15 protein-coding genes are annotated in these 17,825 nt (G+C 63.2%); 10 read left to right on the top strand and 5 right to left on the bottom strand.

Going from position 1 to position 17,825, the window contains the following annotated elements; all coding sequences use genetic code 11:
• Window positions 1–59 precede the first annotated feature (59 nt).
• The 3 genes from M2396_RS15010 to M2396_RS15000 all read left to right on the top strand — a co-directional run bounded on the left by M2396_RS15010 (window position 60) and on the right by M2396_RS15000 (window position 3,155).
• The gene (locus tag M2396_RS15010; protein WP_150572068.1) at window positions 60–638 is read left to right on the top strand and encodes a DJ-1/PfpI family protein; all 579 of its coding nucleotides are present in this window, start codon (window positions 60–62) and stop codon (window positions 636–638) included.
• A gap of 150 nt (window positions 639–788) precedes the next feature.
• The gene (locus tag M2396_RS15005) at window positions 789–1,730 is read left to right on the top strand and encodes an AEC family transporter (protein ID WP_259075763.1); all 942 of its coding nucleotides are present in this window, start codon (window positions 789–791) and stop codon (window positions 1,728–1,730) included.
• A gap of 63 nt (window positions 1,731–1,793) precedes the next feature.
• A complete protein-coding gene (locus M2396_RS15000; protein ID WP_259075761.1) occupies window positions 1,794–3,155 on the top strand; it encodes an amino acid permease in 1,362 nt (453 codons plus the stop codon).
• A 42-nt stretch (window positions 3,156–3,197) separates the two neighbouring features.
• Here the strand turns inward: M2396_RS15000 and M2396_RS14995 are convergent, their stop codons facing one another.
• The 5 genes from M2396_RS14995 to gatC form a co-directional block, all read right to left on the bottom strand.
• Window positions 3,198–4,241, bottom strand: a complete 1,044-nt coding sequence (locus tag M2396_RS14995) for a calcium/sodium antiporter (RefSeq protein ID WP_101316812.1) — start codon at window positions 4,239–4,241, stop codon at window positions 3,198–3,200.
• 60 nt (window positions 4,242–4,301) lie between these two features.
• Window positions 4,302–4,673, bottom strand: coding sequence for a septal ring lytic transglycosylase RlpA family protein (locus tag M2396_RS14990; protein ID WP_259075759.1), 372 nt, complete (start codon window positions 4,671–4,673; stop codon window positions 4,302–4,304).
• Window positions 4,674–4,743: 70 nt separating this feature from the next.
• Window positions 4,744–6,189: an Asp-tRNA(Asn)/Glu-tRNA(Gln) amidotransferase subunit GatB gene (gatB, locus tag M2396_RS14985; RefSeq protein WP_103436164.1), complete on the bottom strand. Its 1,446-nt coding sequence runs from the start codon at window positions 6,187–6,189 to the stop codon at window positions 4,744–4,746.
• A gap of 11 nt (window positions 6,190–6,200) precedes the next feature.
• Entirely contained in the window at window positions 6,201–7,652 is a 1,452-nt protein-coding gene (gene gatA, locus M2396_RS14980) for an Asp-tRNA(Asn)/Glu-tRNA(Gln) amidotransferase subunit GatA (protein WP_150570818.1), read from the bottom strand.
• Between the two features lie 15 nt (window positions 7,653–7,667).
• On the bottom strand, window positions 7,668–7,955 hold the full coding sequence (gene gatC / locus M2396_RS14975) for an Asp-tRNA(Asn)/Glu-tRNA(Gln) amidotransferase subunit GatC (RefSeq protein WP_101316820.1): 288 nt from the start codon (window positions 7,953–7,955) through the stop codon (window positions 7,668–7,670).
• A 202-nt stretch (window positions 7,956–8,157) separates the two neighbouring features.
• Between gatC and mreB the strand changes: the two genes are divergently transcribed.
• The 7 genes from mreB to M2396_RS14940 all read left to right on the top strand — a co-directional run bounded on the left by mreB (window position 8,158) and on the right by M2396_RS14940 (window position 17,823).
• Window positions 8,158–9,195, top strand: a complete 1,038-nt coding sequence (mreB, locus tag M2396_RS14970; protein ID WP_003255163.1) for a rod shape-determining protein MreB — start codon at window positions 8,158–8,160, stop codon at window positions 9,193–9,195.
• A gap of 177 nt (window positions 9,196–9,372) precedes the next feature.
• Window positions 9,373–10,422 (top strand): rod shape-determining protein MreC, encoded by a 1,050-nt coding sequence (gene mreC / locus M2396_RS14965; protein ID WP_150570819.1) that lies wholly within the window; start codon window positions 9,373–9,375, stop codon window positions 10,420–10,422.
• Window positions 10,422–10,910 (top strand): rod shape-determining protein MreD, encoded by a 489-nt coding sequence (gene mreD, locus M2396_RS14960; protein ID WP_101316824.1) that lies wholly within the window; start codon window positions 10,422–10,424, stop codon window positions 10,908–10,910. The genes mreC and mreD overlap by 1 nt, the downstream gene beginning before the upstream one ends.
• A gap of 34 nt (window positions 10,911–10,944) precedes the next feature.
• Window positions 10,945–11,544 carry a nucleoside triphosphate pyrophosphatase gene (locus M2396_RS14955; protein WP_150570820.1) on the top strand — a complete coding sequence of 200 codons (600 nt, stop codon included), beginning with the start codon at window positions 10,945–10,947 and terminating at the stop codon, window positions 11,542–11,544.
• 66 nt (window positions 11,545–11,610) lie between these two features.
• Window positions 11,611–13,068: a ribonuclease G gene (rng, locus tag M2396_RS14950; protein WP_101316828.1), complete on the top strand. Its 1,458-nt coding sequence runs from the start codon at window positions 11,611–11,613 to the stop codon at window positions 13,066–13,068.
• Between the two features lie 73 nt (window positions 13,069–13,141).
• On the top strand, window positions 13,142–16,963 hold the full coding sequence (locus M2396_RS14945) for a YhdP family protein (RefSeq protein ID WP_259075742.1): 3,822 nt from the start codon (window positions 13,142–13,144) through the stop codon (window positions 16,961–16,963).
• A gap of 8 nt (window positions 16,964–16,971) precedes the next feature.
• Window positions 16,972–17,823 carry a carbon-nitrogen hydrolase family protein gene (locus tag M2396_RS14940; protein WP_101316832.1) on the top strand — a complete coding sequence of 284 codons (852 nt, stop codon included), beginning with the start codon at window positions 16,972–16,974 and terminating at the stop codon, window positions 17,821–17,823.
• Window positions 17,824–17,825: the final 2 nt, after the last annotated feature.

The raw sequence follows: 17,825 nt of genomic DNA, 5'->3' as shown, positions 1-17,825 counted from the left end.
AGCGCCGAAGCGGTCTATCGTGCTCTGATTGATTCCAGGCTAGGCAAGGAGCGGTGGCGATGACAGGCAAGAAGATTCTAATGCTGGTGGGCGACTATGTCGAAGACTACGAAGCGATGGTGCCGTTCCAGGCGCTGAGCATGGTCGGCCACACCGTGCATGCGGTGTGCCCGGAGAAAATCGCGGGGCAGACGGTGCGTACCGCTATCCACGACTTCGAAGGCGAGCAGACCTACAGCGAAAAACCCGGGCACAACTTTGCCCTCAACTTCGACTTCGTCCAGGCCCGCGCCGAAAGCTACGACGCCTTGCTGATCCCGGGCGGCCGCGCACCTGAGTACCTGCGCCTGAACGAGCAGGTGCTGGCGCTGGTGCGGGCTTTCGACGAGGCGCGCAAGCCGATTGCCGCGGTGTGCCATGGCGCCCAGCTGCTGGCAGCGGCAGGCGTGCTGCGTGGCCGCGAGTGCAGCGCGTACCCTGCCTGCGCGCCGGAAGTGCGTCTGGCCGGAGGTACTTTCATCGATATCGCGGTGGATCAGGCCCACGTCGAGGGCAACTTGATTACCGCACCGGCATGGCCGGCGCATCCCGCCTGGCTGGCAGCGTTTCTGAAAGTGCTGGGCACTCGGATTTCTTGAATCGGCCGCTGTGCAGGGGGCGAGGCTGACAGCAAAAAGCGGCAGTTATGTAGGAAATATCCTTTTAGCAGTGGCTATTGTCCGCAAAACCCAGCGCCTGGCGTATCATTAGCCCCCTAACGGCAACCCCAAAACCAGGACCGCTCGCGCATGCTCGCCCTTCTTATCCAGACGCTGAACATCACTGCACCGGTGTTCGCCATGCTGTTCATGGGCGTATTGCTCAAACGTTTGCACCTGATCGACGACAACTTCACCAAGGTTGCCTCGACGCTGGTGTTCAACGTGTGCATGCCGGCGCTGCTGTTCCTTGGCATCTACCATGCCGATCTGGATGCAGCGATCAAACCCGGTGTGCTGGTCTACTTCACCGCAATTACCCTGATCGGCTTCGCCTTGTCCTGGGGCCTGGCGATCTGGCGCGCGCCGCTGGCCGAGCGCGGCATCTACACCCAGGGGGCTTTTCGCGGCAACAACGGCGTTATTGGCCTGGCCCTGGCGGCCAGCCTTTACGGTGATTACGGCATTTCGCTGGGCGCGGTGCTCGCCGGCCTGGTGATCCTCCTGTACAACTCGCTGTCGGCGGTGGTGCTGGCGGTGTACAGCCCGGACCTCAAGTCCGATCCGTGGAGCATCTGCAAAAGTGTTTTCAGCAACCCGCTGATCATCAGCGTGCTGCTCGCCACACCCATGGCCTACGCCCAGGTGCCGCTGCCGAACTGGCTGCTGACCTCGGGCGACTATCTGGCGCAGATGACCCTGCCACTGGCGCTGATCTGCATTGGCGGCACCTTGTCGCTGGCGGCGCTGCGCGACAGCGGCAAGCTGGCGGTGGATGTCAGCCTGGTGAAGATGGTCTGGTTGCCGCTGGTCGGCACCCTCGGCGCCTGGCTATGTGGTTTCCGCGGTGCCGAGCTGGGCATCCTGTTCCTGTACATCGGCAGCCCTACCGCTGCCGCCAGCTATGTCATGGCCCGCGCGGCCAATGCCAATCATCAGTTAGCGGCGGCGATCATCGTCATCACGACCCTGATGGCGGCGATTACCACCAATATCGGCATCTTCATCTTGCAGTGGGGCGGCTGGATCTAGATCCTTGCTGCCTGAACAGAACAACAACAGCAACAACGCTGCCACCTGACCTAAGGACACTCCATGCAAGACCAGAACTCGCCCGAGCGGTTACAGCGCGGCCTGAAAAATCGCCATATCCAGCTGATCGCGCTGGGCGGGGCCATCGGCACCGGGCTGTTCCTGGGCATTGCCCAGACCATCCAGATGGCCGGCCCATCGGTGTTGCTCGGTTATGCCATTGCCGGCCTGATGGCCTTCCTGATCATGCGTCAGCTTGGCGAAATGGTGGTGGAAGAGCCGGTTGCCGGCAGCTTCAGCCACTTCGCCCACAAATACTGGAGCGAGTTCGCCGGCTTTGTCTCGGGTTGGAACTACTGGGTGGTCTATGTGCTGGTAGGCATGGCCGAGCTGACCGCAGTCGGCATCTATGTGCAGTACTGGTGGCCGGACTTCCCGACCTGGGCCACGGCAGCGATCTTCTTTGTGGTGATCAACCTGATCAACCTGACTCAGGTCAAAGTCTACGGCGAGATGGAGTTCTGGTTCGCTCTGGTCAAAATAGTGGCGATTGTCAGCATGATCGGCTTTGGCGCCTGGTTGCTCACCAGCGGCCAGGGTGGCCCGGATGCCAGCGTCGCCAACCTGTGGCAATACGGTGGCTTCTTCCCCAATGGCGTCGGCGGTTTGATCATGGCTCTGGCGGTGATCATGTTCTCGTTCGGCGGCCTGGAGCTGGTCGGTATCACCGCCGCCGAGGCGGAAAACCCGCGGGTGAGCATTCCCAAGGCGACCAACCAGGTGGTGTACCGCATCCTGATCTTCTACATCGGTGCGCTGGCGATCTTGCTGTCGCTGTACCCGTGGCAGAAGGTGGTGCAGGGCGGCAGCCCGTTCGTGATGATCTTCCATGAGCTGGACAGCAACCTGGTCGCGACCATCCTCAACGTAGTGGTACTGACCGCCGCGCTGTCGGTCTACAACAGCTGCGTTTACGCCAACAGCCGCATGCTGTTCGGCCTGGCCAGCCAGGGCGATGCACCGCGTCAATTGCTAAAGGTCAGCCGTCGCGGCGTGCCGCTGACCGCGCTGGGTGTGTCGGCTACGGCCACCGGCCTGTGCGTGGTGATCAACTACCTGATGCCGGGCGAAGCCTTCGGCCTGTTGATGGCGCTGGCGGTATCAGCGCTGGTGATCAACTGGGCAAGCATCAGCATCACCCACCTGAAATTCCGCAAGGCCAAGATCGCTGCCGGCGAAACGCCGTTCTACCGCAGCTGGGGTCATCCGATCACCAACTACCTGTGCCTGGCGTTCATCGTGCTGATCCTGGTGGTGATGTACCTGACTCCGCCGATCCGCATCTCGGTGATGCTGATCCCGCTGTGGATTGCCGCACTGGGCATTGCGTTCAAGCTCAAGAAGCAGCGCCAGGCCAAGCGCTGAGGTGTTTGCTGCAAGGCCTGCGCGGCTAAACCTGCGCAGGCCTCAGTGCTGGCGCCGCCAGGCGCGCACGGTGGTGTAGAGCAGCGTCAGGGCGAGCAGCGGCAGCACGTAGAACAGCATCAGTTTCTCCAGCTTGCCCGCCAACGGCATGCCGGTGGTGAAGGTCACCACATGCAGGCCGTAGGCCAGGTACAGGCAGAGAAATACCAGTCCCTCGGCGCGGGTGACGCGGTAGCCGGAGTAGAACACCGGCAGGCTCAGGCAGGCGACGCCGAGCATTACCGGCAAATCAAAGGCCAACGCATTCGGTGAGATCGACAGCGGGGCAGGGGTGACCAGCGCGGTCGCACCCAGCACCGCCAGCAAATTGAACAGGTTGCTGCCGATCACCGTACCTACCGCCACTTCGCGCTCACCGCGCAGCGCCGCAACCAGCGCAGCGGCAAGCTCCGGCAACGAGGTGCAGACGGCGACTACGGTCAGCCCAATGATCCGTTCCGACAGGCCAAGGTCAGTGGCCACTTCCACTGCGGCTTCCAGCAGCAGATGGCCGCCAATGCTGAGCAATACCAGGCCCAACGCGGTCTGCCCCACAGCACCGCTCCAGAAGCGCAGGCGGCTGACCTCGAGGGCATTCGGTGCCGGATAAGTACGCGCGTAGTGGCGCGATTGGTGCCAGAGGATCAACAGATAACCGAGCAGCCCGAGCAGTAACAGCGCGCCTTCGAAGCGGCCCAGCTGGCCGTTGGCCGCGAGCAGGTAGACCAAGGCGCTGGCGGCCACCATCAACGGGATGTCCAGACGCACCAGTTGGCGCGACACGCGCAGCGGGATGATCAGCGCGGTAAAGCCGAGAATCACCAGCACATTGAAGATGTTGCTGCCGATCACGCTGCCGACAGCGACGTCAGGCGCACCTTGATAGGCCGCTTGCAGGCTGACAGTCAATTGCGGCGCGGTACTGCCGAAGGCAACCAGGCTCAAACCGATTATCAGCGGCCGCACATGCAGGCGCGTGGCCAGGCGCAGGGCGGCGCGCACCAGCAGTTCGGCGCCGAGCACCAGCAGAACAAGGCCCACAGCCAATTGCAGTAGGCTGAAGGTGGGTAGGGTGGCGAGGTCGAAAATGGTCAGGCTCCCGTTGGCTCAGTCGCTCAGACCTTGTACCCGCACTCGCGCGGTTCCGCTACGGATCATGCCGATTTTTTCTGCGGCCGCGCGGGACAGATCGATCAAACGGCCACGGCTGTGTGGTCCGCGGTCATTGATGCGCACCACGACGCTGCGCTGGTTGGCCAGGTTGGTGACCAGCACCCGGCTGCCAAAAGCGAGGCTGCGGTGGGCGGCGGTAAGGCCGTGCTGGTTGAAGGGCTCGCCACTGGCGGTCCGTTTGCCATGGTGGCGCGAACCGTAATAGGAGGCGGTGCCGGTCTTGTCGTAACCGCTAGGGTCGATATCGTGACTGGCGCAGCCGGCCAGCAGGGAGATAAGCGCAAGTGCGCCAAGGGTATGCCGCATGCTCGCGTACGCTCCGCAAAGAATGAGTTGCGCGGTGCACGGCCATGGCTGGCCGCGCACCGCGCAGGGCTTAGCCTTCGAGCTTGGCCTTGAGCAGTTGGTTCACCTGCCCCGGGTTGGCCTTGCCTTTGGAGGCTTTCATCGCCTGGCCGACGAAGAAGCCGAACATCTTGCCGCGCTTGGCTTCATCGGCAGCGCGGTACTGTTCGACCTGCTCGGCATTGGCTGCCAGCATTTCGTCGAGCATGGTCTCGATTGCACCACTGTCGGTGACCTGCTTGAGGCCCTTGCTGTCGATGATGCTGTCGGCGTCGCCTTCGCCTGCGGCCATCGCTTCGAACACGGTCTTGGCAATCTTGCCGCTGATGGTGTTGTCGCGAATACGCAGGAGCATGCCGCCCAGTTGCTCGGCGCTGACCGGCGCCTGGTCGATCTCGACACCGAGCTTGTTGAGCAGGCTGCCCAGCTCGACCATGACCCAGTTGGCGGCGAGCTTGGCGTCGCCACCAATGCGCACCACGGCCTCGAAGTAGTCGGCCTGTTCGCGGCTGGCGGCCAGCACGTTGGCGTCGTAGGCCGACAGGCCGTACTGGCTCTGGAAGCGTTCGACCTTTTGCGGTGGCAGCTCTGGCAGGCTGGCGCGGATGCTCTCGAGCAGGCTGCTCTCGATCACCACCGGCAGCAGGTCAGGGTCGGGGAAGTAACGGTAGTCGTTGGCTTCCTCCTTGCTGCGCATGGAGCGGGTCTCATCCTTGTTCGGGTCGTACAGGCGGGTTTCCTGGATGACCCGGCCGCCGTCTTCGATCAGCTCGATCTGGCGCTGGATTTCGCTGTTGATGGCGCGCTCGATGAAGCGGAACGAGTTGACGTTCTTGATCTCGCAGCGAGTGCCGAACTCGACCTGTCCCTTCGGCCGGATCGACACGTTGCAGTCGCAACGCAGCGAACCTTCGGCCATGTTGCCGTCGCAGATGCCCAGGTAACGCACCAGCGCGTGGATCGCCTTGACGTAGGCCACGGCTTCCTTGGCACTGCGCATGTCCGGCTCGGAGACGATCTCCAGCAGCGGCGTGCCGGCTCGGTTGAGGTCGATGCCGCTGGCGCCATTGAAGTCTTCGTGCAGGCTTTTGCCGGCGTCTTCTTCAAGGTGCGCACGGGTGATGCCGACGCGCTTGATGGTGCCGTCTTCAAGGGCGATGTCGAGGTGCCCCTTGCCGACGATCGGCAGGTCCATCTGGCTGATCTGATAGCCCTTGGGCAGGTCAGGGTAGAAGTAGTTCTTGCGCGCGAACACGTTGCGCGGGCCGATCTCGGCTTCGATGGCCAGGCCGAACATGCACGCCATGCGCACGGCTTCCTGGTTGAGCACCGGCAGTACGCCAGGCATGCCCAGGTCGATCAGGCTGGCCTGGGTGTTCGGCTCGGAGCCGAAGGTGGTAGCGCTGCCGGAGAAAATCTTCGACTGGGTGGCGAGCTGGGTATGAATCTCCAGCCCGATCACAACTTCCCATTGCATGTGTGAATTCCTCAGAAGCCGGTAGGGGCGCGGGTGTGCCAGTCGGTGACTTGCTGGTAGCGGTGCGCGACGTTGAGCAGGCGGCCTTCCTGGAAGTACGGCGCCAGCAGTTGCACGCCGACGGGCAGGCCGTCGACGAAACCGGCTGGCATCGACAAGCCGGGCAGGCCGGCCAGGTTGGCGGTGATCGTGTAGACGTCTTCGAGGTAGGCGGAGACCGGGTCGTTGCTCTTGGCGCCAAGTTTCCAGGCCGGGTTGGGCGTGGTTGGGCCGAGAATCAGGTCGACGTCTTCGAACGCTGCCATGAAGTCGTTCTTGATCAGGCGGCGAATCTTCTGCGCCTGCAGGTAGTAGGCGTCGTAGTAACCGGCCGACAGCGCGTAGGCGCCAACCATGATCCGGCGCTGTACTTCAACGCCGAAACCTTCACCGCGCGAGCGCTTGTAGAGGTCGGTGAGATCCTTCGGATCTTCGCAGCGATAGCCAAAGCGCACGCCATCAAAACGCGACAGGTTGGACGAGGCTTCAGCGGGGGCGATCACGTAGTACGCCGGGATGGCGTGTTGCATGTTCGGCAGGCTGATCTGCTTGACCACCGCGCCGAGCTGCTCCAGTTCCTTGACGCTGGCATGCACCAGGTCGGCGATGCGCGAGTCGAGGCCGGCACCGAAGTACTCCTTCGGCAGGCCGATGCGCAGGCCTTGCAGCGGCGCGTTGAGGTTGGCGCTGTAATCAGGCACTGGCTCGTCGATGCAGGTCGAGTCCTTGGCGTCGAAGCCCGCCATGCCTTGCAGGAGCAGGGCGCAGTCTTCGGCAGTACGGGCCATCGGGCCGCCCTGATCGAGGCTCGATGCATAGGCGATCATGCCCCAGCGCGAAACACGACCGTAGGTCGGTTTCAGGCCAGTCAGGTTGGTCAGCGCCGCCGGCTGGCGGATCGAGCCGCCGGTGTCGGTGCCGGTTGCCACCGGCAGCAGGCGTGCCGCCACGGCTGCCGCCGAACCACCGGACGAACCGCCCGGCACGTGTTCGAGGTTCCACGGGTTCTTCACCGGGCCGTAGTGGCTGGATTCGTTGGCTGAACCCATGGCGAATTCGTCCATGTTGGTCTTGCCCAGAGTGACCATGCCGGCCTCGGCCAGCTTGCTGACCACGGTGGCGTCATACGGCGCGGTGAAGTTGTCGAGCATCTTCGAGCCGCAGCTGGTGCGTACGCCCTGGGTGCAGAACAGGTCCTTGTGGGCGATCGGCGCGCCCAGCAGAGGGCCGGTTTCGCCAGCGGCGCGACGGGCGTCGGCAGCGCGCGCCTGATCCAGCGCGCGTTCTTCGGTGACGCTGATGAAGCTGTTCAGTTGCGGATCGAGTTGCTTGATCCGGCCCAGCAGGCTCTGGGTCAGCTCTTCGGATGAAAACGACTTGTCGGCGAGTCCGCGGGCGATCTCGGCCAGGGTCAATTGATGCATGGCAGGTGCTTTCCCTTACTCGATGACTTTTGGAACCAGGTACAGACCGTTCTCGGTCGACGGGGCGATGGCTTGATACGCGTCGCGCTGGTTGCTTTCGGTAACCTGGTCGGGGCGCAGACGTTGGCTGGCCTCCAGGGGGTGGGCGAGCGGTTCGATACCGCTGGTGTCGACAGCTTGCATCTGGTCGACCAACCCGAGGATGCTGTTCAAGGCATCGGTGATGCGCGGCAGTTCGCCTTCATTCAGCCCCAGTCGGGCCAGATGGGCGATCTTTTCCACGTCGGAGCGTTGCAGCGCCATGGGGAATCTCCAGAAAAACCAAACGGAATTAGTTCCGCGATGAGGAACATGCCGGCATTTTGGCGGTCATACAGCCGCGATCATCTGCAGGCTTGCTCGGAAAAACTGCCAATTTAACATATTGGCTCCTTGCCCAAAATCCCTGCCATTGTTAGAGTTTGCCGCACTTTTTTACCCACGCTTTCCCCAGGGTCACTTTCCCATGTTCAAGAAACTGCGTGGCATGTTTTCCAGCGATCTGTCTATCGACCTGGGTACTGCCAACACCCTTATTTACGTGCGTGAGCGCGGTATCGTCCTGAATGAGCCCTCGGTTGTTGCCATCCGTACCCACGGCAACCAGAAAAGCGTCGTCGCCGTCGGGACTGAAGCCAAACGTATGCTGGGCCGAACGCCCGGCAACATTGCAGCCATTCGTCCGATGAAAGACGGCGTCATCGCCGACTTCAGCGTTTGTGAAAAAATGTTGCAGTACTTCATCAACAAGGTTCACGAAAACAGCTTCCTGCAGCCCAGCCCACGTGTGCTGATCTGCGTGCCGTGCAAATCGACCCAGGTCGAGCGCCGCGCCATCCGTGAATCGGCGCTGGGCGCCGGTGCACGTGAAGTGTTCCTGATCGAGGAGCCAATGGCTGCGGCCATCGGTGCCGGCCTGCCGGTCGAAGAAGCGCGTGGCTCGATGGTCGTCGATATCGGTGGTGGTACCACTGAAATCGCGCTGATCTCGCTCAACGGTGTGGTCTACGCCGAATCGGTACGGGTTGGCGGCGATCGCTTCGACGAAGCTATCGTTACCTACGTGCGCCGCAACTACGGCAGCCTGATCGGTGAATCCACTGCCGAGCGCATCAAACAGGAAATCGGCACCGCCTACCCAGGTGGTGAAGTACGTGAAGTCGACGTACGTGGCCGTAACCTGGCCGAGGGCGTGCCGCGTGCCTTTACCCTGAACTCCAACGAAGTGCTCGAAGCGCTGCAGGAATCCCTGGCGACCATCGTCCAGGCGGTCAAGAGCGCCCTTGAGCAGTCGCCGCCGGAACTGGCCTCGGACATCGCTGAGCGCGGTCTGGTGCTGACCGGTGGTGGCGCGCTGCTGCGCGACCTCGACAAGCTGCTGGCGCAGGAAACCGGCCTGCCGGTGATCGTCGCCGAAGACCCGCTGACCTGTGTGGCTCGTGGCGGTGGTCGTGCGTTGGAAATGATGGACAAACACGCAATGGATCTGCTCTCGAGCGAGTGATTCACGGCGCTATTCAACGTCCGGTAATGATCGCCTGGTTTACAGGTAGCACTCGCAGTGCTACCTGTATGCGCTGGGTTGGCGTCCGTGGGGCGCTGTTTCCGTCAATTCGCAGCAGGCCGGTGCTCCGCTTCATGTCCAGTCACCTCCTGAATCGTCGTCCACGAGGAACGGCCCATTAAACCGCTTTTCTCCAAGGGCCCTTCGCTGGGCGTTCGTCTGCTGGTACTGGTGGTGCTCTCGGTTGCCTTGATGGTGGTCGACTCGCGCTTCGCCCTGCTCAAACCAGTGCGTAGCCAGATGGGCCTGGTGCTGATGGAGTCGTATTGGCTCACAGACCTCCCGCAGCGCGTATTTCAGGGTGTCGCCAGCCAGTTCGGCAGCCGCACCGAGCTTGCCGCCGAGAACGAAAAACTCAAGACCGAAGCCCTGCTGTTGCAGGGGCGCCTGCAGAAGCTGGCGGCCCTGACCGAGCAGAACGTGCGCCTGCGCGAGTTGCTCAACTCGTCGGCGCTGGTCAACGAGAAGGTTGAAGTGGCCGAGCTGATCGGCGTCGACCCCAATCCGTTCACCCACCGTATCCTGATCAACAAGGGCGAGCGCGACGGCGTCTTCCTCGGCCAGCCGGTGCTCGATGCCCGCGGCCTGATGGGCCAGGTGGTCGAGCTGATGCCTTACACCTCGCGGGTACTGCTGCTCACCGACTCCACCCACAGCATTCCGGTGCAGGTCAACCGCAACGGCTTGCGCGCCATCGCCAGTGGTACCGGTAACCCGGAGCGGCTTGAGCTGCGCCATGTTGCCGACACTGCCGATGTCAAAGAGGGCGACTTGCTGGTGAGCTCGGGCATGGGTCAGCGCTTCCCGGCCGGTTACCCGGTGGCCACGGTCAATGAAGTGATCCACGATTCCGGTCAGCCGTTCGCGATCGTGCGCGCCATCCCTACTGCGGCGCTCAACCGCAGCCGCTATATGCTGCTTGTGTTCAGCGACCGCCGCACCCCGGAGCAGCGTGCGACCGAGGCAGCCATGGCCCAGGAGGAAGCTGATCGGCAGGGTACGGCGCAGCCGCCAGCCGCAGCTGCTACCGAGCAAGCCACGCCTGCTGCCAGCGCGCCAGCAAGCACTGTGCCCGCCACCCCGGCTGCTCCTGCGGCAACGCCAGCGGCACCCGTCAATCCGGCTGCGACGCCTGCTGCGTCGCCCAGCCAACCGCGGAGGCAATGATGGCCAGTTCGCGCAGTAGAAACGGTTGGGTCATCTGGCTCAGCTTCGCCATCGGCCTGTTGCTCAGCGTCTCGCCGATGCCGCAGTTCATGGAAGTGTTCCGGCCGATGTGGCTGGCCCTGCTGGTGTCATTCTGGGTACTCAACGTACCGAACAAGGTCGGCATGACCACCGCCTTCGTGCTGGGCCTGGCAGAGGATGTGCTGTACGGCACCCTGCTGGGGCAGAACGCGCTGATCCTGACCCTGATCGCCTTCCTGGTGCTGTCGTTGCAGCAGCGCCTGCGCATGTTCCCGCTGTGGCAGCAGAGCCTGGTGATCCTGGTGATCTTCGGCATCGCTCAGTTGATCCAGTTGTGGCTCAGTGCCCTGACCGGCAATCGCCTGCCGACCCTGGCGCTGGTGTGGTCGGCAGTCATCAGTGCGCTGCTCTGGCCGTGGATCAGCTTTGCCTTGCGCGACCTGCGCCGCCGCCTGCACATCAACTGACCGGCATCGCCGCGCCTGACAGGGATATGTCCACATGAAGCCACTCTATCTCGCCTCTGGCTCGCCGCGTCGTCGTGAACTGTTGACCCAGATTGGCGTGCCGTTCACCACCGTCAGCGCACCCATCGATGAAACCCCGCTTGCCGAGGAAAACGCCGAGGCTTATGTCGAGCGCCTGGCTCGCGCCAAGGCAGCTGCCGGACTGGCCCATGTCACGGGTGCTGGTGTGGTACTCGGCGCCGATACTGCGGTGGTGCTTGATGGGCGCATTCTCGGCAAGCCTGAAAACCGCGAACACGGCCTGGCTATGCTCGCTGAGCTGGCTGGGCGCGAGCATCAGGTACTTACCGCAGTTGCTCTGGATGATGGCCAGCAGGTCCGCAGCCTGTGCGTCGCCAGCACCGTACGTTTTCGCTCGATCGGCCCTGACGAGGCCAGCCGCTATTGGGCCAGCGGAGAGCCGCTGGACAAAGCCGGCGGCTATGCCATCCAGGGTTTGGCCGCGATTTTTGTCACCGCACTGAGCGGCAGCTATTCGGCCGTGGTCGGCCTGCCGCTCAGCGAAACCGCCGATTTGCTCGGCCAGTTCGGCATCCCCTGCTGGCAACTGCCAGCAGCTCAGGCAGAGGGTTGAACGCAGCGCTAGCCAGGGATCGGTCAGCGATCCATCATAACCCCAGACCTTTGATGAGAACCTGCCATGAGTGAAGAGATCCTGATCAACATCACGCCGATGGAATCGCGCGTGGCAGTGGTTGAAAACGGTGTTCTGCAGGAGGTGCATGTCGAGCGCACCCTGCGCCGCGGTATCGTTGGCAATATCTACAAAGGCAAGGTGGTGCGGGTTCTGCCGGGCATGCAGGCAGCCTTCGTCGATATCGGCCTGGACCGCGCGGCGTTCATTCATGCCTCGGAGATTTCCCAGCGCGAAGGCTCGGCGGTCGAGACCATCACTGCGCTGGTGCATGAAGGCCAGTCACTGGTGGTGCAGGTCACCAAGGATCCGATCGGCACCAAGGGCGCGCGGCTGACTACTCAGCTGTCGATTCCGTCGCGCTATCTGGTGTACATGCCGCGTAGCAGTCACGTCGGTATTTCGCTGAAGATCGAGGACGAAGCCGAACGCGAGCGCCTCAAGCAGGTGGTCAACAGCTGCATCGAGCAGGAAAACGTCAAGGACGCCGGCGGCTTCATCCTGCGTACCGCTGCCGAAGGCGCTCGCCAGGACGACATCCTCCAGGACATCCGCTACCTGCGCCGGCTGTGGGAGCAGATCGCCAGCCAGATCCAGACCTGCGGTGCACCGACAGTCATTTACGAAGACCTCGGCCTGGCGCTGCGGACCTTGCGTGACCTGGTCAACCACAAGATCGAGAAAATCCGCATCGACTCGCGGGAAACCTTCCAGAAAACCACGCAGTTCGTCGGTGAACTGATGCCGGAGATTGCCGACCGCCTCGAACACTATCCGGGCGAGCGGCCGATCTTCGACCTGTATGGTGTCGAAGACGAAATCCAGCGTGCGCTCGAGCGCAAGGTGCCGCTCAAGTCTGGTGGCTACCTGGTGGTCGATCCGGCCGAGGCGATGACCACCATCGACGTCAATACTGGCGCCTTCGTCGGCCATCGCAACCTCGAAGAAACCATCTTCAAGACCAACCTCGAGGCGGCCACGGCGATCGCCCGCCAGCTGCGCCTGCGCAACATCGGCGGGATCATCATCATCGACTTCATCGACATGGAAGACCAGGAGCACCAACGCCAGGTGCTGCGCACCCTGGAAAAACAGCTCGAACGTGATCACGCCAAGACCAACATCATCGGCATCACCGAGCTGGGTCTGGTGCAGATGACCCGCAAGCGCACCCGCGAGAGCCTTGAGCAAGTCTTGTGCGAGCCGTGCGCCGGCTGCCAGGGCCGCGGCAAGCTGAAAACCGCCGAAACCATCTGCTACGAAATCTTCCGCGAGATCCTCCGTGAAGCGCGGGCTTATCAGGCCGAGGGCTACCGTGTGCTGGCCAACCAGAAGGTGGTCGATCGTCTGCTCGATGAAGAGTCCGGTAACGTTGCTGAGCTGGAAGCGTTCATCGGCCGCACCATCCGCTTCCAGGTCGAGACCATGTACTCCCAGGAACAATACGATGTGGTGCTCCTCTGACGCGTCCTGAAAACCATCGCCGGTTGGCGAAAGTCGCGCTTGCAGCCATAGTTAAAGCACGTTTTGGAGGGCCATGGCCATGGAGCGTCTGACCCGCGTTCTGAGCGCCTTGACCCGTTGGGGGCTGGGCTTGTGTGCCTTGCTGGCGGTGCTGGTGGCGCTGTATGTGAGCATCGGCCGGCAACTGGTGCCGCTGGTGGCAGAGTATCGCGCCGACGTTGAGAGCAAGGCTGAGCAGGCCCTCGGCCTGCCGGTACATATCGGCGCACTGGAAGGCCGCTGGAGTGGCCTGGCACCGGTGCTGCGTGTGCGTGATCTGCAGCTGGGCGAGGGCGCCGATGCGCTGCGCCTGGATGACGTCAAGGCCGTGCCTGATCTGTGGGGCAGCCTCAAGGCCCGCGAAGTGCGCCTGGCGCGCATCCAGCTGGGCGGCCTGCAGTTGATTCTGCGCGAGGACGAGCAGGGCTCCTGGGCGCTGGAAGGCCTGCCCAAGCAGGACGACACCCCGCTCGACCCGGTGCAGTTGCTGCAGCGCTTGCAGCAGCTGGGGCGGATCGACGTATTCGATAGCCAGGTCACACTGCACCCCTGGCAGCGCGATCCCCTGACCCTGACTTACGTCAGCGTTGGCTTGCAGGCCGGCGCCTCGCGCCAGGCGCTGGATGCACGGGCGACCCTGCCCGATGGGCAGCCACTGGCGCTCAATCTGCGTAGCCGGGCCACGGCTGATAACTGGCGCGATGGCTCCCTGGACGGCTACCTGAGCCTGCCGCAAAGCGACTGGTCGCACTGGCTGCCACCCAAGCTGCTTGGCCAGTGGCGCGCCGAAGCACTGCGCGCGGGCGGCGAATTCTGGGTAGGTGTGCGCAAGGGCCAGTTGCAGCACGCAAGCGTGCGCCTCAACGCGCCGCACCTGCGCGGTGCCTACAGCAGCCGCAAGCCCGTCAGCCTGGATGACCTTGCCTTGTCCGCCTGGCTGCAGCGTGGTGAGGACGGTTACCAGCTAGTGCTCGACTCGCTGGCGGCCAGCATCGGCAAGCAGCGTTGGGAAACCCACCTGCAAGCCCGACAGCACAGCGCTTCGACACCTCTCGAAGAATCCTGGCAGGTCCAGGCCGACACCCTCGACCTGACCCCTCTGACCCCCTTGATCAATGCTTTGGCGCCGTTGCCGGACAACCTCATGGCGGTGGTCGACGGGCTCAAGGTGACCGGCGCGCTGCATAACGTGAAGCTGGATATCCGGCCCAAGGCCGAAGGTGATCAGCGCCTGCAGTTTGCCGCCAACCTGGACCGCGTCGGCTTCAACGCCTACCACGGTGCGCCGGCGGCGGGGAACGTCAGCGGCAGCATCAGCGGCGACCTCGGTCATGGCGAATTGCGCCTGGATACCGATGCGTTCATGCTGCATCTGTATCCGATCTTCGCCAAACCCTGGCATTACCAGAAAGCCAATGCTTTGCTCACCTGGCGCCTGGATCAGGAGGGCTTCACCCTGATCGCACCGTACCTCAAGGTACTTGGCGAAGAAGGCAAGATCGCCGGCGACTTCCTGATCCGCCTGCTGTTCGAGGAAGGCCGCGAAGACTACATGGACCTTCGCGTCGGCCTGACCGAAGGCGATGGTCGCTACACCGCCAAATATCTGCCCGAAGTCCTTAGCCCGGCCCTCGATGAATGGCTGCGCAGTGCCATCGTCAAGGGCACTGTGGATGAGGGCTACTTCCAGTATCAGGGTTCGCTGAACCACGATGCCACCCCCGAAGCGCGCAGTATCAGCCTGTTCTTCAAGGTGCGTGACGCGGCGCTGGACTTCCAGCCCGGCTGGCCTCAGGTGCAGCAGGTGGCCGGCGATGTGCTGATCGAAGACAGCGGCGTGCGCATCAAGGCCCGGCAAGGCCTGTTGCTCGACACCAAGGTCAGCGATGTCACGGTGAACATCCCCCACGTTGACGCTGGCCAGGACAGCCATCTGTACCTGACCGGCAACTTCGCCGGCCCGCTCGGCGATGGCCTGAAGATCCTCCAAGAGGCGCCGATCGGCACTGCTGATATTTTCGCTGGCTGGGAAGGTGAAGGCCCGCTCAACGGCAAGCTCAACCTCGATATCCCAATGGCACACCGCAAGCTACCCAAGGTCAAGGTCGACTTCAGCACCGCTGATGCGCGCCTCAAGGTCGAGCCGCCGGAGCTGCAACTGAGCAAGCTCAAGGGCGATTTCACCTTCGACCTGGACAAGGGCCTGAGCGGCAACAACATCAGCCTGCAGGCCTTTGGCAAACCGGTCACCGCGCAAATCGTCGCCGAGGGCCAGCCCGGTCAGATGCAGACCCGCATCAATGCCTCTGGCCAGGTCGCGTTGAAGACCTTGACCGACTGGCTGCAGGTCAAGCAGGCCTTGCCTGCCAGCGGCGAGATTCCCTATCAGCTGCAGCTGAGCCTGGGCAGCCGGGACAATCGCCTGACCGTCGATTCTTCGCTCAAAGGCCTCAGCATCGACTTGCCGGCGCCCTTTGCCAAGGCTGCCCAGGATACCCGTGACAGCCGCTTCAGCATGACCCTGCAAGGTAACGAGCGACGCTTCGATGCCCGTTATGGGGACAGCACACGCTTCGCCTACGCAGCGCCCGGCGGCAAGCTTGACCAAGGCCTCGGCGAGCTGCTGCTGGGCGCGGGCGAGCCACAGCTGCCTGGTGGCAAGGGCCTGCGCGTGCGTGGCCGGCTCGACACGCTCGATCTTGAAGCGTGGCAGCAGCAGGCACAGCGCCTGGCCGGCGATGACCCCGGTGGCAGTGCCCGGCAGACCCTGCAAAGCGTCGATCTGAGCATCGGCCAGATACAAGCTTTCGGCACCCAACTGAACCAGGCCGTGGTCCGCCTGGCCCGTGTCGCCAGTGCCTGGGACCTGCGCCTGGACAGCCGCGAGGTGATCGGCAACGCACGCATTCCGGATGCCAAGGCGCAGCCCATGGTGGTCAAACTGCAGAGCCTGCGCCTGCCACCGGCCGATCCAGCGCAAGCGCAGGACGACAATGCCCCCGACCCGCTGGCCAGTTTCGACCCGCGCAAGGTCCCTGCGCTGGACCTGAGCATCGACAAGCTGTATCGCGGTGATGACCTGTTCGGTTCGGTAGCGCTGAAATTGCGACCGACCCCGCGCGGCGTGTCTTTCAATGGCGTCGACCTGCTGATCAAGGGCCTGCACATCGACGGTAATGGCGCCTGGGAAGGTCCGCCGGGCAGCACTGCGAGCTGGTACAAGGGCCGCCTGGATGGCAAGAACCTGGCCGATGTGCTGCAGGGCTTTGGCTTTGCGCCAACGGTAACCAGCCGCGACTTCCATCTGGATGTCGATGGCCGCTGGCCTGGCTCGCCGGCCTGGATCGACACCAAGCGCTTCTCCGGCAGCCTCGATGCGTCGTTGCGCAGTGGTCAGTTCGTCGAGGTCGAGGGCGGCGCCCAGGCGTTGCGCGTGTTCGGTCTACTCAACTTCAACTCGATCGGTCGGCGCCTGCGCCTGGACTTCTCCGACCTGTTCGAGAAGGGTCTTGGCTATGACCGGGTCAAGGGCCTGCTGGTGGCTAGTGAAGGCGTTTACGTGACCCGTGAGCCGATTACCGTCACCGGGCCGTCCAGCAACTTCGAGCTCGATGGCACCATGGACATGGTGCGTGATCGCATCGCTGCCAACCTCCAGGTCACCCTGCCGGTCACCAACAACCTGCCGTTGGCGGCGTTGATCGTCGGCGCGCCGGCCATTGGTGGTGCGCTGTTTCTGGTCGATCAATTGATTGGTGATCGAATTTCGCGCTTTGCCAGCGTGCACTATCGCGTCGATGGCTCGTGGAAAGAGCCTAAGATCACCTTTGTGAAACCTTTCGAAAAGTCTCGCTAGGAGTGCCGATGAAAGCAGCGGTGATTCAGATGGTCAGCCAGGACGATGTGATGGCCAACCTGCAGCGGGCCGGTGTATTGCTCGAGCAAGCCGCTGCCGCCGGCGCTCGGCTCGCGGTGCTGCCGGAAAACTTCGCTGCCATGGGCCGGCGCGATGCCGCTGCGATCGGCCTGGCCGAGGCGCGTGGCGAAGGGCCGATCCTGCCATGGTTGAAACGCACCGCTCGCGCCCTCAAGTTATGGATAGTTGCCGGCACCTTGCCGTTGCCCCCGCTCGGCCAGCCGGACGCCAAGGCGCATGCCTGTTCGCTGCTGATCGACGAGCACGGTGAGGTGGTCGCACGCTACGACAAGCTGCACCTGTTCGATGTCGATGTGGCCGACAACCGCGGTCGTTACCGTGAATCGGATGACTATGCCCACGGCAGCCAGGTGGTGGTGGCCGACACGCCGCTGGGCAAGGTAGGCCTGTCGGTCTGTTATGACCTGCGCTTCCCTGAACTGTACAGTGCACTGAGGGCGGCCGGCGCGGAGTTGATCACGGCCCCCGCAGCATTTACTGCGGTGACCGGTGCGGCGCATTGGGAGGTACTGATTCGCGCCCGAGCCATCGAAACCCAATGCTATCTGTTGGCGGCGGCCCAGGGCGGAATCCACCCCGGCCCCCGCGAAACCCACGGTCAGGCGGCGATCGTCGACCCCTGGGGGCGCATCATCGCCCAGCAGGCTCGCGGTGAAGCGGTGCTGCTGGCCGAGCGCGACATAGATCAACAAGCGTCCATCCGGGCGCGGATGCCGGTGATTACGCACCGGCGCTTTTTCTCGCAGGACGCTTTGCGGCCTGCGCACACCTCGGAGTGACT

The organism is Pseudomonas sp. BIGb0278 (assembly GCF_024809895.1).
Lineage (GTDB): Bacteria > Pseudomonadota > Gammaproteobacteria > Pseudomonadales > Pseudomonadaceae > Aquipseudomonas > Aquipseudomonas shirazensis.
The sequence above is the reverse complement of the archived record's forward strand: the minus strand, read 5'-3'. Positions and strand labels throughout refer to the sequence as shown.

What these genes read in the sequence shown, in the direction of transcription:
- M2396_RS15000 (WP_259075761.1), top strand. Translation starts at nt 1,794, where the DNA reads ATGCAAGACCAGAACTCGCCCGAGCGGTTACAGCGCGGCCTGAAAAAT.
- rng (WP_101316828.1), top strand. Translation starts at nt 11,611, where the DNA reads ATGAGTGAAGAGATCCTGATCAACATCACGCCGATGGAATCGCGCGTG.
- M2396_RS14990 (WP_259075759.1), bottom strand. Translation starts at nt 4,673, where the DNA reads ATGCGGCATACCCTTGGCGCACTTGCGCTTATCTCCCTGCTGGCCGGC.
- mreB (WP_003255163.1), top strand. Translation starts at nt 8,158, where the DNA reads ATGTTCAAGAAACTGCGTGGCATGTTTTCCAGCGATCTGTCTATCGAC.
- mreD (WP_101316824.1), top strand. Translation starts at nt 10,422, where the DNA reads ATGGCCAGTTCGCGCAGTAGAAACGGTTGGGTCATCTGGCTCAGCTTC.
- M2396_RS14940 (WP_101316832.1), top strand. Translation starts at nt 16,972, where the DNA reads ATGAAAGCAGCGGTGATTCAGATGGTCAGCCAGGACGATGTGATGGCC.
- gatB (WP_103436164.1), bottom strand. Translation starts at nt 6,189, where the DNA reads ATGCAATGGGAAGTTGTGATCGGGCTGGAGATTCATACCCAGCTCGCC.
- M2396_RS15010 (WP_150572068.1), top strand. Translation starts at nt 60, where the DNA reads ATGACAGGCAAGAAGATTCTAATGCTGGTGGGCGACTATGTCGAAGAC.
- M2396_RS14945 (WP_259075742.1), top strand. Translation starts at nt 13,142, where the DNA reads ATGGCCATGGAGCGTCTGACCCGCGTTCTGAGCGCCTTGACCCGTTGG.
- gatA (WP_150570818.1), bottom strand. Translation starts at nt 7,652, where the DNA reads ATGCATCAATTGACCCTGGCCGAGATCGCCCGCGGACTCGCCGACAAG.
- M2396_RS15005 (WP_259075763.1), top strand. Translation starts at nt 789, where the DNA reads ATGCTCGCCCTTCTTATCCAGACGCTGAACATCACTGCACCGGTGTTC.
- M2396_RS14955 (WP_150570820.1), top strand. Translation starts at nt 10,945, where the DNA reads ATGAAGCCACTCTATCTCGCCTCTGGCTCGCCGCGTCGTCGTGAACTG.
- gatC (WP_101316820.1), bottom strand. Translation starts at nt 7,955, where the DNA reads ATGGCGCTGCAACGCTCCGACGTGGAAAAGATCGCCCATCTGGCCCGA.